The 14,895-nt window shown below is 69.1% G+C and carries 16 protein-coding genes; 6 read left to right on the forward strand and 10 right to left on the reverse strand.

All coding sequences use genetic code 11. The annotated features are described in order from the left end of the window. From ACIBGM_RS34175 to ACIBGM_RS34210, 8 genes are all read right to left on the reverse strand, one after another. Entirely contained in the window at positions 1 to 1,941 is a 1,941-nt protein-coding gene (locus ACIBGM_RS34175) for a VWA domain-containing protein (RefSeq protein ID WP_396387873.1), read from the reverse strand. Continuing rightward, positions 1,938 to 3,314, reverse strand: coding sequence for a CpaF family protein (locus tag ACIBGM_RS34180; protein WP_360528287.1), 1,377 nt, complete (start codon positions 3,312 to 3,314; stop codon positions 1,938 to 1,940). The genes ACIBGM_RS34175 and ACIBGM_RS34180 overlap by 4 nt, the downstream gene beginning before the upstream one ends. Next, positions 3,314 to 4,456 carry a CpaE family protein gene (locus ACIBGM_RS34185; RefSeq protein WP_396387874.1) on the reverse strand — a complete coding sequence of 381 codons (1,143 nt, stop codon included), beginning with the start codon at positions 4,454 to 4,456 and terminating at the stop codon, positions 3,314 to 3,316. The genes ACIBGM_RS34180 and ACIBGM_RS34185 overlap by 1 nt, the downstream gene beginning before the upstream one ends. Positions 4,457 to 4,466: 10 nt before the next feature. After that, a complete protein-coding gene (cpaB, locus tag ACIBGM_RS34190; RefSeq protein WP_360528281.1) occupies positions 4,467 to 5,279 on the reverse strand; it encodes a Flp pilus assembly protein CpaB in 813 nt (270 codons plus the stop codon). 25 nt (positions 5,280 to 5,304) lie between these two features. Then, a complete protein-coding gene (locus ACIBGM_RS34195) occupies positions 5,305 to 6,417 on the reverse strand; it encodes a TadE/TadG family type IV pilus assembly protein (protein WP_396387875.1) in 1,113 nt (370 codons plus the stop codon). Continuing rightward, positions 6,405 to 6,809, reverse strand: a complete 405-nt coding sequence (locus ACIBGM_RS34200; RefSeq protein WP_360528275.1) for a TadE family protein — start codon at positions 6,807 to 6,809, stop codon at positions 6,405 to 6,407. Before ACIBGM_RS34200 ends, ACIBGM_RS34195 begins: the two co-directional genes overlap by 13 nt. Before the next feature lie 17 nt (positions 6,810 to 6,826). After that, positions 6,827 to 6,997, reverse strand: a complete 171-nt coding sequence (locus tag ACIBGM_RS34205; protein WP_360528272.1) for a hypothetical protein — start codon at positions 6,995 to 6,997, stop codon at positions 6,827 to 6,829. Between the two features lie 80 nt (positions 6,998 to 7,077). Next, positions 7,078 to 7,263, reverse strand: a complete 186-nt coding sequence (locus tag ACIBGM_RS34210) for a Flp family type IVb pilin (protein WP_360528269.1) — start codon at positions 7,261 to 7,263, stop codon at positions 7,078 to 7,080. 272 nt (positions 7,264 to 7,535) lie between these two features. On the opposite strand from ACIBGM_RS34210, the gene ACIBGM_RS34215 reads away from it, so the two are divergent. From ACIBGM_RS34215 to ACIBGM_RS34235, 5 genes are all read left to right on the forward strand, one after another. Beyond that, positions 7,536 to 8,234, forward strand: a complete 699-nt coding sequence (locus tag ACIBGM_RS34215; RefSeq protein WP_396387876.1) for a prepilin peptidase — start codon at positions 7,536 to 7,538, stop codon at positions 8,232 to 8,234. Between the two features lie 80 nt (positions 8,235 to 8,314). After that, on the forward strand, positions 8,315 to 8,626 hold the full coding sequence (locus ACIBGM_RS34220) for a response regulator (protein ID WP_396387877.1): 312 nt from the start codon (positions 8,315 to 8,317) through the stop codon (positions 8,624 to 8,626). Positions 8,627 to 8,789: 163 nt separating this feature from the next. Beyond that, on the forward strand, positions 8,790 to 9,455 hold the full coding sequence (locus ACIBGM_RS34225) for a response regulator transcription factor (RefSeq protein ID WP_360528260.1): 666 nt from the start codon (positions 8,790 to 8,792) through the stop codon (positions 9,453 to 9,455). An 87-nt stretch (positions 9,456 to 9,542) separates the two neighbouring features. After that, positions 9,543 to 9,917 carry a helix-turn-helix domain-containing protein gene (locus ACIBGM_RS34230; protein ID WP_360528258.1) on the forward strand — a complete coding sequence of 125 codons (375 nt, stop codon included), beginning with the start codon at positions 9,543 to 9,545 and terminating at the stop codon, positions 9,915 to 9,917. Next, a complete protein-coding gene (locus ACIBGM_RS34235) occupies positions 9,914 to 10,591 on the forward strand; it encodes a hypothetical protein (RefSeq protein WP_396387878.1) in 678 nt (225 codons plus the stop codon). The genes ACIBGM_RS34230 and ACIBGM_RS34235 overlap by 4 nt, the downstream gene beginning before the upstream one ends. 1,419 nt (positions 10,592 to 12,010) lie before the next feature. Here the strand turns inward: ACIBGM_RS34235 and ACIBGM_RS34240 are convergent. Then, positions 12,011 to 12,589, reverse strand: a complete 579-nt coding sequence (locus tag ACIBGM_RS34240) for an NUDIX hydrolase (RefSeq protein ID WP_396387879.1) — start codon at positions 12,587 to 12,589, stop codon at positions 12,011 to 12,013. Positions 12,590 to 12,926: 337 nt separating this feature from the next. Further along, a complete protein-coding gene (locus ACIBGM_RS34245; RefSeq protein ID WP_360528250.1) occupies positions 12,927 to 14,207 on the reverse strand; it encodes a zinc-dependent metalloprotease in 1,281 nt (426 codons plus the stop codon). Positions 14,208 to 14,455: 248 nt separating this feature from the next. Between ACIBGM_RS34245 and ACIBGM_RS34250 the strand changes: the two genes are divergently transcribed. Continuing rightward, positions 14,456 to 14,881 (forward strand): molybdenum cofactor biosynthesis protein MoaE, encoded by a 426-nt coding sequence (locus tag ACIBGM_RS34250; protein WP_396387880.1) that lies wholly within the window; start codon positions 14,456 to 14,458, stop codon positions 14,879 to 14,881. Positions 14,882 to 14,895: the final 14 nt, after the last annotated feature.

Consider the following 14,895-nt stretch of genomic DNA (forward strand, 5'->3'; position numbering starts at 1 on the left):
TCAGGCCTCCACCTTGACCAGTGCGCGGATCCAGAAGGCGCCGACGACGATCAGTGCGGCCCCGCCGGCCACCATCATCAGACCGACCGGTGTGTTGAACAGCGGACTCATGTACTGCGGCTTCGTCATCGTCATCCAGACGCCGAGCACGATCGGCAGGCAGACGATGATGTAGCCGGACAACCGGCCCTCGGCACTCAGGGCGCGGACGTGGCGCCGGGTCTGTGCGCGTTCGCGCATGGTGTCGACCGTGTTCCGCAGTACCTCGGCCAGGTTGCCGCCGACCTCCCGCTGGATCCGGGTCGCCATCACCACCCAGCGCAGGTCCTCGCACTGCATCCGCCCGGCGACGCGGTTGAGCCCGTCCTCGAGCTCGACCCCGATCCGGGTCTCCGCCAGCGCCCGGGAGAACTCGGCTGCGGCGGGTTGCGTGCCGTCGCGGACGACGGCATCGACGGCCTGCGCCAGCGAGAACCCGGAGCGAAGCGATCCGACGATCAGCTGCAGGACGTCGGGGAGCTGTTCGCTGAACGCGGCGCGGCGGCGTGCGATGCGGACACTGAGAAACACGTGCTGAGCGAGCCAGCCCGCGACGAGCCCGATCGGCACACTCAGCAGTGGGTGCAGGCCGACGAGCATGACCGCGACTGCCAATGCTGCGCTACCGCACAGGGTCAGCACTGCCCACTCGGCCGGCGTACGTTTCACGTCGGCGAGATCGAGCCGGTTGGCGAGTCCTTGCTCGGCTCCGCTGGAACGCAGAGCCTGGCCGACGACTCCGATCGCAGTCTGGGCGGCAGCGCCCTCGGACGCGTCCTGTTGGTGAGCATCCTGCCGCGGCCCGTAGTGACTGACCTGCTGGACCAGGCGCCGCGCGGTGTCGTCGCGTGCGCCCTGCCAACGCAGGAGGATCACGGCGAGCAGCACCACGAGGAAGACGCCGCCGAGCAGGGCCAGGCGCTGCCAGGACCAGACGATCCGTGGAGCTGGCTGAGCAGCGGTGGACGGCGCGGGCGTGGCCTTGGCGGGCGGCGGCGTGACGGCGGCAAAGGTCACTGAGCTCTTCGCGCTGACCGAGCCGATGGTGACCCGCAGCATCACCTGACGACCGGCGAGCTCACTGGGTACGTCGAAGTCGACCTTCGCGCGAGCGGTGAAGTTGCGCGCCACGGCAGCGAAGGCGGCCGTCAGCTCACCGGCGTTCTGAGCCGTGAAGGTGCGCCCACCAGCGGCCGAAGCGATCTGCTGGGCAGCTGACGCGTCACCACTGCCGTATCGGAAGGCGACCACATCAGCGGGGATGCGGTTGGCCCGCAGCTGACCGGTGACCTCGTTCAGCGCCGCCTTGCTGGACGTGTCCACGCCGTCGGACAGTACGACGAGCCGGCGCTGAGCCGACGAGCCGAGCCGGGCGGCATCGAGTGCAGCGATCCCTGCGCGGACCGCGTCGTACAGAGCGGTGTCCCCGACGGCTTGGACTCGCGCCAGTGCGTTCCGAACCGAGTTGCGGCTCGTCGTGGGCGGGACGACCAACCGCGGTTCGTCGGAGAACGTCAGCAAGCCGGCCTGTACGTCGGACGGCAGGCTGGCGAGGTAGCTCAGTGCAGCCTGACGTGCTGCGACTAGTCCGGTGCCGGCCATCGAGCCGCTGGTGTCCAGCACGATCATCACCGCGCGCGGCGGCGCCGTGGCCGCCTTCGTGCTGCTGAGCGGAGTCACGCGCACCGGCAGTGCGGTGCGGTCGGCGTGGACCCGGACTGTGGACGAGTCCAGCCTTCCGGAGACGTTGGCGGTGGTGAGAACGAAGCCGGCCTTCCCGGGACTGACCTGGACGGAGTCGATGCGAGCCGACGGATCGCCGTCCGCGTGTGCGCTGGCCGGCAGCACGGCCGCGAGACCGACGCCCACGACCGCCAGCAAGGAATGCAGTGCTCTGGTCATCGCGCGACCTCTTCCAGGCCGAACAGCCGCGGTGGCAGGTAGATGCCCTGGTCGGCGAGCCGGTCGAGGAACCCCGGGCGCAGGCCGGTGCCGCGCAGCGCGCCCCGGAACCGGCCGTGCTCGTCGACGCCGGCGTGGAAGTCGAACAGGAACAGGTCCTGCAGCGTGACGACCTCGCCTTCCATGCCGTTCACCTCGGTGATGTGGGTGATCCGGCGCGACCCGTCCTTGAGCCGGGCCTGGTGCACGATGAGGTCGATCGCGGACGCCATCTGCTCGCGGATCGCGCGCTGCGGCAGGTCGACGCCCGCCATCAGCACCATCGTCTCCAGCCGGGAGAGCGAGTCCCGCGGGGCGTTGGAGTGCACGGTGGTGATGGAGCCGTCGTGACCGGTGTTCATGGCCTGCAACATGTCCAGCGCGGCGCCGTCGCGGACCTCGCCGATGATGATGCGGTCCGGGCGCATCCGCAGCGAGTTGCGGACCAGGTCGCGGATCGCGATCTCACCGCGGGCCTCCACGTTGGACGGCCGGGACTCCAGGCGCAGGACGTGGTCCTGCCGCAGTTGCAGCTCGGCAGCGTCCTCGATCGTGACGATGCGCTCGTCGTCGGGCAGGAACGACGACAGCACGTTCAGCGTGGTCGTCTTCCCGGAGCCGGTGCCGCCGCCGATCAGGATGTTCAGCCGGCCCCGCACGCAGGCCTCGAGCAGGTCGGCGACCGGACCGGTCAGCGTGCCGAACGAGATCAGGTCGTTGACGGTGAACGGGTCGTTCGAGAACTTCCGGATCGTGAGCAGCGAACCGTCCAGCGCGATCGGCGGTACGACGGCGTTCACCCGGCTGCCGTCGGGCAGTCGGGCGTCCACCATCGGACTGGCCTCGTCCACGCGGCGGCCGATCCGGGCGACGATCTTGTCGATGGTGCGGCGCAGATGGCTCTCGTCCGTGAACGCAGCGTCGACCGGGACCAGCCGCCCGTCGCGCTCGACGTAGATCTGGTCGTGGCCGTTGACCATGATCTCGGAGACCCCGGCATCGCGCAGGTAGGGCTCGAGCGGGCCGTGGCCGAGGATCTCGTCGGCGACCTCCTGCGCCACCCGGGCGCGGTCGGAAACGGTCATCGGGGTGTCGTCGCGTTGCAGCACGGCCTGCAGGGTCTGCGTGACCTTCTGCTCGAGCTCGTGCTGATCGAGGTGGGCGTCGTACAACTTGGGGCCCAGGGTCTCGAGCAGTCCCTGGTGCACGCTGCGCTTCACGCCGGCGAACGGGTCCGCGTTCCGTGCAGCGCGACGCGGCACCTCAGGAGCTGGGGCAGGGACAGGCCGGACTGCGGGGCCCTGCCGCTGGGCCAGCCGTTCGGACAGGTTCATCATCGCCTCCCCGCGCCACGCCGCGCTGCGAAGGCCTTGTGCCGTGCCGGCGCAGTCAGGCTCAGCAGACGCTCGCGAGCGAACCGGGTGATCGCCTGGCTGACCGGATGGGCCGGCGTCGCGATCACGATCGGCGTGCCCTTGTTGATCGAGATCGGGACGTTGCGGCTCGACGGCACCTGCGCGCTGATCGTGCTGCGCACCACGCGCTCGACGTCGCCCGCGGAGAGCCCGACCTTCGCGTCAGAGCGGTTGAACACGATCGACCGGATGTCGCGTGAGTAGGACAGCAGATCGAGCATGTCCAGCGTGATCCGCATGTTCTTCAGCGCCGGTGTGTCCGGCGTGGTCAGCAAGACATGGTGGTCGGAGGCGTCCATCGCGGTCAGCACGTGCTCGCTGAACTGGGCCGGCGTGTCGACCACGACGAAGTCGAACATCCCGCGCAGTACGGCGAGCAGTTCGCCAACCAGCGCGGCCGGGACCTTCTCCGCATCGCCCGGCGTGACCGGCGCCAGCAGCATGTCCAGCCCAGGCCGGTACGGCGTCAGCAGCGAGGCGGCCCCGGTCGTGTCGAGGTGGCCGCCCATCGGCAACGCATCGCTGATCGTGCGCAGCGGCTCGACCTGGACATTGATCGCCACATCGCCGAACGCCAGATCGAGGTCCAGCACACACACCCGCTGGTCGGCGGCGGCCAACGCAGCGGCGATGTTGATCGCGAAGGTCGTCTTGCCGCAACCGCCTTTGGCCGCGAACACGGTGACGACCTTGCCCTGCGGCGTTTGCATCGGTTCGTCGACCGCACGCACATGACCCGACAGCGCCCGGGATCGGTCGCAGGCCGCGAGCAACGCGGCGTCATCTCCGGCGGTGACGACCTCACGGACGCCGGCTCGCAGCGCCTCGGTGAGCAGGTCGACGTCGACGTGCCGCCGTACCAGGATCACGCCCACCGCCGGGCGGTCGATCCGCAGGTGCGCGGTGAACCTGAGCGACTCGTCCTTCTCGGTGTCCGGGCCGACCACGACCAGGTCCTCGGCGGGGTCGTCGATCAGGGCGCGCAGCGCGGTGTCGAGATCGTCGACGGTGCTTGCTGTCGTCTCGCCGGGCCAGGTGGCCAGCTGGCAGAGAATGGTCATCTCGATCGCCTCACTTCTTCTTGGCCGCGGGCGGGAACAGCGGTACGACGTGGTCGTCGGGCGTGACCTTGGCCGACGGGCCGAGCAGCGCCAGGTACGGCAGCGAGGTCTGGGTCAGCAGGATCAGGCGCTCGGCGTCGTCCTGGTTGACGGCGAACGTCACCAGCGTCTGGTCGTTCTGAGCAGCTGCGGAAGATCGCTGCGACACGCTGCTGTTCTTGGAGTCGTCCGGCTGCGTCGACGCCGCCGGACCCATCGCGATCACTCGCACCTTGGGCACCACGACGCGGGTGTTGCCGACGCCCTTGCCGGTCTGCTGCTTGTGCGGGCCGGTGCAGTTCGGCTGCGCGCTGACCTCGCCGGTGGAACCGGTGACCACGGTGCCGAACACCGCGACGTCGGACCCGACCCGGACGTTGCCGGCGACGAGCTCCGGCGTGCAGAGGGTGATGGTGACCGCCACCTTGCCTTCCGGGATCACCAGCCCGCCCGGGGCCTGCGCGGTGGACACCAGCATCGACTTCAGGATCACCTCACCGGGGTTGAGGTCGGTCGAGGTGACCAGCTCCTCCTGCGCGGCGGTGATCTCGGCGACGGCCTCGGTGGACACCGAGGACGCCGGCAGCGTCTCCTTGCGCAGCGACGGCTTCGCGTCACTCACCTTGGTCCCGGACGGAATCGCCTTGTCCGCAACGAGAACGGTGACTGCCTGCTGTCCCGCCACTGCGCGGGCGTCTGCGTTGTTGACGTAGACGAGGACGGCGAGCGTTCCGAGCACGGCCAGCGCCACCGCCATCACGATGGTCAAAACCCGACGTTTCATAGCTTTCTCTCTTCTGCTGGCGGTACTAGCCGGCGAGCTTGATGGCGGTGGCGCCGAAGTACGTGCCGCCGCCGATGGTCGTGGACATCGGCACGAGTGCCTGGGTGAAGTGCCCGAAGATGCAGGACGGTGTGGTCTTCCCGTTCGGGCAGTCGGCCTTCGTGAACGGCGACGGGATCTCGTCCGTGAGCGGGTTCATGTTCGCGTAGCCGGTCAGCACGAACGCGGCGAGCCCGACCAGGTGGTACGTCGCGCCGCTGCCGGATCCCGTCGTCGTGTCGAAGATCGGGATGAAGATCGGCGCGCCACTCGCGAGGTACGACGTCAACGTGTCCTGGCACGCCTTGGAGATGTTCTTGCCCGGGTCGCTCCCGGTGACGTAGCCGCTCTGCGTGAGGTCGACCTCCGCCGTACAGTCGCCATTGTCGGCCAGCCACCCGAACTCACCGGGCCGGCTCAGACCGTCACACGTCGGCGCGTTGGGTGCGTCGCGGACGAAGATCCGCACGTCGGTGCCGAAGGTCGGCGGAGTGCCGCCGGTGGCCTGGGTCCAGGCGCACAGCGACAGCGTCATCGCCAGCGACTTCGAGGCTGCCATCGCGGGTCCCCAGCTCGCGCGGGCACAGGCCAGAACCGTGTCGCCCTGGTAGCCGGCGTTGCCGGTGATTGCCCTTGCGAACACCGGTGGCAGCAGCGACGAGCCGCCGGTGGTTCTGGTGGCGGTGTGGACGTCGACGTAGTTCGTGCCTGCCGCTGGTGCGGTCGGGCAGTCGACGATGGTGCCGGAAGACCCTGGGCAGCCGGACAGACTGTTGTTGACGCTGTCGTTGCCGCAGACGAGTGTCACGGCCGAGGTGCCGTCCTTGGCGTTGAGGTTCGCGTAGGTGGCTGCCGTACCAGGTACGCACGCGGATTCGACGATGCAGCTCTTCGCGACGGCGAGTGAGCCGGCGTCGGCGCCGTTCTGCAGGCCGGCGCGCTCGTGGTAGACCATGCCGACATCGATGACGAGAGCGGCCATGCCGAGCAGTACGCCGCCCCCGAACAGCACGCTGACCACGATGCCGATCGCACCTCGGTCCTCGGCGCCGAGCAGTCGCTTCATCGGCTGGACGAGCCGTTCCATCAGGTCTCGCATGGCATGACTCCGTTCGCGGTCAACGTGAGCTGGCCGCTCAGGCCGTTGCCGCCGACAAGGCTGACGATGTTTCCGAACCCGGGCGTGAACGAGAAGCTGTAGCTGGTCTGCACACTTCCGCTGCTCGTAGGCCCGGCACCGACCGGACAGGCCGATTGGATCGCCACGCCCACTGGGCTCAGCCCGGTGGCGGCGGCTTGCGTGCGGCTCGCCACATTCGGCTGGCCGAGTGCGACGAGCCGGGCGCCCTCACGGGCTGCCTGGGTGAGAGTGATCTGTGCGTTGAGCATCCTGCCGAAGTCGACGATGCCCAGCACCACCAGCAACAGCAGGGGAAGCAGCAGCGCGAACTCGACGACAGTGGCGCCGCGGTCCCCTCGTGTAGGCCTCATGAGTTCTCCCGGTTGGATCAGAAGCTGCCGATGACGGCGGTGTACAGGTCGGCGATGGCCGGGCCGAACATGATCAGCGCGGGTACGACGACGATCGCGATCAGCATCAGCAGCAGGCCGTACTCGACCATGGCCGCGCCGCGGTCGCCGCGGGCAACGTCCTTGCCGAAGTGCACGAGCTGGCGCATCGGAACTCCTCGCTGGGTGGGGTGGTTGCGGCCCGATGATTCGGCCGGGCCGCACCACCCACAGTGGATCGGCAGACCGCTCAGAGGCTGTTGGTGACGTCCGTGAACAGCTGGGCGATGGCCGTGCCCAGCGGGCCCGCGGCGGCGGCCACGATGACGGCGATCAGGGCGACCAGCAGGCCGTACTCGACCATGGACGCGCCGCGGTCGTCGCGACGGAGCTGCTTGGTGTAGGTCTGCACGAAGGTGACCAGGTTCTGACGCATGTGGAACTCCTCCTTGAAATGGCGGGCGTTGAGTCCCACCGTCTGATCGAGCGACTCGGTGCCGCTCGCTACCGGAACAGTGCTGGATCGTTGCCTCGTCGCGGCATCGGGCGATCGGCCAGAACGCGATGGACGATGGGACGACAGCAGGCGACGCGGCTGTCCTCCGATCGGCCGACACCGTCGGCCGGACGGCCGGGCAACGTCGCCGGTCGGCCAGTTCTGCCGGCAGCTGGTTCTGCGGCGGCATGCGCGCGGTTAGCTTCGCCGGTATGAACCTCACCTGGACAGTCGCCGGCGCTGTGCTCGGCTTCGCCGCAGGTATGGGCCTGCGCGCCACCGTCTACCGGCTGTCCGTGGCAGTCGGCGAACGCGCTGCCTGCGCCGGCTGCGGCGTACCCATCAGCGGACGTGCTCGCTGCACAGGCTGTCGTAGCTGGTATGGCGTACCCCTCGTGCTCGAGCTGGTCACGGCCGCCGTGCTCGCGTTGCTGTTATCGCGATTCGCCGGTCTGCCGGATGCGGCCGCGTTCGCGTTCATCGGGGCTGTCGGCGTGGCGTTGGCGGCTGTCGACATCGCCGTACAGCGGCTGCCTGATCGACTGACGCTGCCGCTGTACCCAGGTCTCGTTGCACTCTTCGGACTGGCAGCGCTGATCAACGGTCAGCCGGCTCAGCTGCTCAGTGCACTGCTCGGAGGGTTGGTGCTCGGTGGCGGCTACCTGGTGCTCGGGATGTTGAGCCGCGGCCAGCTCGGCGGCGGCGACATCAAGCTCGCCGGCGGTCTCGGCATCGCGCTCGGCTGGCTGGGGTGGTCCACCCTGCTCACCGGAGCCGCACTGGGCTTCGTGCTGATGGGCGTGGTCAGCGTGGTGCTGCTGGCCGCTCGCCGGGTCACGTTGCAGCACGCTCTGAGCTTCGGTCCGTTCATGCTCGGCGGGGCGCTGGTCGCCGTACTGACGAGTGCTTGAAAGTCCCGCCGACTAGGGTCCAAAGTACCTAGCCGACCCGTGGCACGTTACCTACTGTGACGATGACACGGGGAGGTTGAATGCCGGACGCGAACGGGCTGACCATCGCCCGTGAGCTCCGGGACCGGTACGCCGGGCTCGGCATCGTGCTGCTGACGTCCAACGGCGAGGACGACGTGCTGTTCCGGGCACTCGAGATCGGGGTCTCGGCGTTCGTCCCGAAGACTGCTCCGGCGGCTGAGGCAGTCGCCGCGATGTACGTCAGCCACTCGACGGCCAAGACGTACGTCGCCCGAGTGTACGAGAAGCTCGGCGCGTCCAACCGTGCGCAGGCGCTAATGACCGCCCTCCAGCTCGGCCTGCTCCGGCAGGATCTACCGGCTCCGGCCTGAGGTCCGCGAGGAACTTGGTAACCAAGTGTTCAACTAACCGGGTGGAAAGCACCCGCGCGGATTCCGTAACGGGCTGTAGGTGTCTCCCGATCACAGTTACAGCAGGTGACAAACAGAGCTTCTCCAGCTGGGGGCCGAGGAGAGATTCCATGGGGGACCGACCATGCAGAGCTCGATCAAGGTCGTCGTCATCGACGGCCACACGCTGACGAGATACGGGCTGATCCGGCTCGTCGGCGCCGACGCCGACATCACGATCGTCGGTGAGTGCGCCCTCGCCGCCGAGGCGCCGGTTCTGGTCGAGTCCACACGCCCGGACGTCGTCGTACTCGACGTCGCGCTCCCGGACGCAGACGGGCTCCAGTTGGCCCGTGAGCTCCGCGACCGGCATGCCGAGCTCGGCATCGTCGTACTCACGGCCCAGGCCGAGGACGACGTGCTCTTCCGGGCCCTGGAGACCGGCGTCTCCGCCTTCGTCGGCAAGACCGCCCCGAACACTGAAGTCCTCGGAGCGATCCGGCACGCCGCCGTGGCCGCCGCCTCCTTCACCGCAACCGGCCTAGCCCACGCCCTCGCCCGCCGCGGGAACGTCGCCGCCGCGCCGGGGGTCGTGCTGAGTCCACGCGAGTGCGAGGTCCTCGCGCTGCTGGCCACGGGACTGTCCGTGCCGGCGATCGCGGCCACGATGTTCGTCAGCCTCTCGACGGCGAAGACCTACGTGTCCCGCGTCTACGACAAACTCGGCGCGACGAACCGTGCCAACGCGATCATGACCGCCCTCCGCCTCGGCCTGATCAAACCGGAGCTCACGGCCTCGACCGTTGCCTAGGGCACTCAGCGCCTCCTGCTCGCTGGAGAGTTACTCTCTGCGGGGAAGTATGCACTGCGGAGTGCGTACCGCACCGTGAGGAGAGCCATGCCCCAGCGCCAGGAGTACGACGCCTTCCTGGCCGCCTGCCCGGCCCGGCAACTGCTCGACCGGATCAACGACAAGTGGGTGACCCTCATCATCACCGCCCTGGCCGACGGCCCGCAGCGGTACTCCGACCTGTCCCGCCGGATCGCCGGCGTCAGCCAGAAGATGCTCACCCAGACCCTGCGCTCCCTCGAGCGCGACGGCCTCCTGACCCGCTCGGTGACCCCGTCGATCCCGGTCCGCGTCGACTACGAGCTGACCCCACTCGGCCAGACCCTGCTACCCCTCGCCGCCGCCACCAAAGCCTGGTCCGAGTCCCACCTCCGTGAGGTAGCCGCCGCCCGCACCCAACACGACCTGGACCTCCCAGCATGACCAACCAACGCCCTCAAGACGGCGCGCAGGACGGCGCGCGGGACCGCGCTCAGGATGGCGCGCAGGACCGCGCAGCCGATCGGCGGGTGGTTGTGCTGGTCGTGCCGGCAGCAGGCACCTGGGCGCCGCCTGGCCGCGACCCGGAGGCGTGGCGCCTCGCGCTCGCCGAGGACACCTACGAGGTACTGGCCGCGCTCGACCGCGTCGACGTCGCAGTAGCCGTGCTGGGCGGCGGCGACGCCGCGGTGGCCGAGGTGGCCGCCCTCACCTGGCCGGGCACACCCGTCTACGCCGCGAACACCGTCCTCGACGCAGTAGCCCTCGCCGGCCCGGCCGCAGCAGTGGTCGCCGTCAGCCACGACGTACCCGACCTCCCAGGCCTCCTCATCGGCAAGCTCTTCCGCGCCCTCAGTACCGCCGACATCGCGGTCACCCCCTCCGAGGACGGCACCCTCGCCGCGATCGGAGTCAACATCCCCACCGCCGACTGGGTCACCACCACCGCCCCCACCTTCAACACCCCCCTCGCGGACCTCGAGTCCCGCAAACCCCGCCGCCACGCCGTCGCCATCGGCCCCGGCTGGCACCGTCTGCAATCACCTGCTGACATAGCGCGACTGGATCCCGGCCTCGAAGGCTGGGACGCCACAAGATCCATACTTCGTCACCCGTAACCCGTCACCTTCCTCCTCCCCGCTCGTTCACCAGGCAGCGGGACTTCTGGGGGAAGCCCCCGCCAAGGTGTCGATGCCGTTCAGGGGCGGTACCCGACACCTGGGGGATTCCCACCAGGAGCCGCACCGCGCGCCCCCGGTGGGAGCTGGAGTACGACGGGAATCGCAGTACAAGAGCACGGGGGCAACACCACGTCGGCACGGGGACCGACAAGCACCACGGTGAAGTCGAACACCACAGCACGACGGGGATCGAATAACGAAGTCCGCTCACGGGGACCGCAGTACGGCGGGGACACACGGGGGCCCGCAGTACAAGGGGGATCACGGGGGAATCGCAGTGCCCGGGGGGACGGGGAAACCGCAGGCCAGCGGGGGAAGCAGCAACGTGCGCGTCGGCACGGGGGGCCGACAAGCACGCACGGGGACATGGACACCACAGCACTACTGGGATCGCGGTACGAAGACCGCTCACGGGGAAGCGCAGTAGTCCAGGGGACTCACGGGGCGCAGTACAAGGGGAACACGGGGAGATCGCAGTAAGAGGGGGCGCGGGGAACAGCAGGTCAACGGGGAGCAACAACGTGCGCGTCGGCACGGGGGCCGACAACACGCACGGGGATGTGGGCACCACAGCACGATCACGTGGGAGCCAGGGGAATCGCCGTACGACAGGTGCCTACGGGGGAGCGCCGTACAGCGGGGGATGACGGGGGAATCGAAGTACCAGGGGCCACGGGGGAAGCAGCAACGTGCGCGTTGACGTGGAGATCGACAAGCACACACGGGAAACCATGGGCATCGCCGGATGACGAGCTCCTACGGGAGCGCAGTACGGCGGGCTCATCCGGGGGAAGGCAATACGACGGGGTTCGCGGGGGACTCAGTGGGCGGGGGCCGGGGAACCCAGTACGTCGGGGGACGCGGTACGACAGTGGTCGCGGGGGGAAGTGCAGTGCGACGGGGGTCGGGGGATGCACAGCATCACAGGGTTCACGGGGGACTCAGTGCGCGCGGCACGGGGGATCGCAGTTGGACGCATCACGGGGGAATGCAGCACGTTGGGGGACGCGGTGCGACGTGGGGCATCCGGGGGAGTCAGCGCGACGGGAGTCACCGGGAAGCAGTACGAAGGGGGAACGCAACGCACGGGTGTCACGGGGGACGCAGTGCGTGAGGCAGGAAGCCGCAAAGCACGGGGGCTCGGGAGAACGCAGTACGGGATCTCGAGGGGACGCGCGGAACGAAGGTTGCGGGGCACGGAGATAGCGGTGCCGCGGGGATAGCGGTGCAACGGGGATGCGGGGGAAGGTAAGCGGCGGGTGCTGAGGGGGTGCCTGTCTGGTGGCGTGCGGGTCGGCTTGAACCGGCCGACCCGCAGCTGCGATGCAGACTCGCGGGGTGCACAGGTAGTTGCTGTTAGCTACTAAGCGTGCGTGGTGTGAGGGTGAGGCGGTGGCGGGTCCTGGTGACTAGGTCCTGGACGCTGTGGTCTAGGTCCGGCAGGGCGTCCATCGGGAACCAGGCGAGGTCGTGCGACTCCTCGCTCACCACGTACTCAGTACCAGCGGTTGCCGTAACGAGGAACTGGACGTCCAGGTGGTACGCGCCTGCGCATCCACCAGCCAGAAGTTGGTGGCGGGAAAGCTGTACCGGGCTCGGGTCGATGGACAGACCCGTCAGCCTCGACTCCTCAGTCGCCTCGCGCAGGGCGGCACCGGCGAGCGTCGTGTCGCCAGCCTCGCAGTGCCCGCCGAGCTGCAGCCACTGCCCAACCGTCTTGTGCAACGTCAACAGCACCCGGCTGCCATACGCATCCACGACCAGCGCACTGGACGTCACATGCTCCGGCCGGCAACTCCGCCACATCCCATCCGGCCGCTCCCTCAAATGCCGCAGATAATGCGCCCGCAACTCCCCCTGCTCCTCATCCGGCGCACTCCACCCCTCCAACGTCTCCACCGCATCCCCATGCAACACCCCGCCAGTCTCCCCCATCCCGACACCACTCCCCACCACACCCGCGCCAGACACCGCGCCCCACGGCGAGACCGCACCTGCGCCGCCGCATCACGCCCGAGCCGGGCGCCGGGGCACTGGCCGCGCTGAGATGCCGTGCCTGCGCCGAGACATCGCGGTGGCATCGAGGCCTCGTACCACACTGCGTCGGATCACCAGCCCGCGTCGAGGTAGCGCGCTGGTGCCGGACGCTGGATGCGTCGGGACATCGCGCCGCACCGGCGTCGGCCGCAGGACTGCGCGGGACGCTCGCATCGGGTTGAGATGTCGTACGGCGCCCGAGTCCTGTGGATCGGGCGCCGTCTGAGTGGGGCGACTACTTGGGGGTGTCGGGGTTGTCGTCTTCGTTGGGGAGGAAGTCGGTGATGTCGATGTCGGCTAGTTCGCCGGCGTGTTGGGCGAAGCCGATGGGGTCGTCCAGGTCGGAGGCGCTGGGGAGGAGGTCGGGGTGGGACCAGAGCTCGTCGCGGCCTTCGATTCCGCGGGCGTCGCGTACGGCGGCCCACAGGTTGGCGGCGTCGCGGAGGCGGCGCGGGCGGAGCTGGAGTCCGACCAGGGTCGCGAACGTCTGCTCGGCCGGACCGCCGGCCGCGCGGCGACGGCGCACCGTCTCCGCCAGTTGCACTGCGGCGGGCATCCGGTCCTTGGTCGACTCCCGTACGACGTCGTCCACCCAGCCCTCGACCAGGGCGAGTGCGGTCTCCAGGCGGACCAGGGCCGCCTTCTGCTGCTCGGAGTCCTCCGGCTCGAACAGGCCGCCGGCGAGCGCCTCCTGCATGGCCTCCGGGTTCTGCGGGTCGATGTCGGCCATCGCGCGTTCGATCTTGCCGGTGTCGACCTCGATCCCGGAGGCGTAGTCCGCTACGGCCGCGAGTACGTGCTGGCGCAGCCACGGCACGCCTGCGTACAGCCGCTGGTGAGCGACCTCACGCAGCGCCAGGTACAGCCGGACGTCCTCGTCGGCCAGCCCCAGGCCTTCCGCGAACTTCGCGACGTTGTCCGGCAGCAGAACAGCCTGGCCGGTCGGACCGAGCGGCAGTCCGATGTCAGACGAGCTCACGACCTCGCCGGCGAGCTCGCCGAGCGCCTGACCAACCTGCGCACCGAAGATCGAGCCGCCCAGCTGCCGCAGCATTCCCGCCATCGGCCCGGCCAGCTGCTGAGCCTCGGCCGGCAGCGCGTTGCCCATGGCACCGGCCACGTGCTCGGCGACCGGGTCGACGATCGTCTGCCAGACCGACAGCGTGTTCTCGACCCACTCCGCCCGGCTCCAGGCAGCCGTCGTCGTGGACGCCTCTGGCAGCGTGGTCGCCTCGTCCAGCCAGTGCTCGGCCAGCCGTACGGCGTCGGCCACGCGGTCCGAGTCCGTAGGCGTGATCGAGCGATCCCCGCCTGCCGAGACGGTCTTGCGGGCGATGTCCTTGGCCAGGTCCCAGTTCACCGGCTTCCCGTCGCCGGAGCCGCTGAGCAGCTGCTGGACCTGCGCGAAGATCGCGTTCAGGTCGGGAGCGCCGCCCGCGCCGGCCGCACCGGAGAACTGCTGGAACATGGCCTCGAACGGAGTTCCCTTGAATGGGTTGTCCGGTTCGTCGCTCATCGGAGTGGGCCTTCCTGTGCGGGTGGGGCGTACAACTCCAACGTACTGGTTCCACCCGCCGGTTCCTCCCCCGGCGAACGCATTACTCCTCTACTTCGCCCCTGGCAGACCCCTGACTTTCCCCCGACTCCCCGGCTGACGAGGTCGAGGCATGGCCGGCGTACTGCGTGCAGACCGCGGTGGGGGAGAATTGTGGGAGTTGGGGGCGGATTGTGGTTGGGTGGGGACTCTGGTGGGAGGAGGGACGGATGGGCGGCGCGATCAGGTTGCTGGACGTGCGGGACGGGGTGCTGTCCAGCGATGAGGTGCTGGCTGCTGTCGCGGATCCGACCGCCGGCGGCACTGTTCTCTTCATCGGCACTGTGCGCAACCACGACCAGGAGAAGCCGGTGGACCGGCTGAGCTACGAGGCGCACCCGGACGCGCTGAAGCACCTGCAGACGGTTGCGGAGCGTGTTTGTGAGGACACCGCGGTGACCGCGCTGGCCGCCGTACACCGGACCGGGGATCTGAAGATCGGGGACGCCGCGGTGATCGTCGCTGTGGCCGCCTCGCACCGGGATGCCGCGTTCGCCGCCTGCCGGCGGCTGATCGACGATCTCAAGGCCGAGGTCCCGATTTGGAAACACCAGCACTTCAGCGACGGTACCAGCGAGTGGGTCGGCGCTCACTGACACGTACTCTGGGC

The organism is Kribbella sp. NPDC050470 (assembly GCF_044458365.1).
Lineage (GTDB): Bacteria > Actinomycetota > Actinomycetes > Propionibacteriales > Kribbellaceae > Kribbella.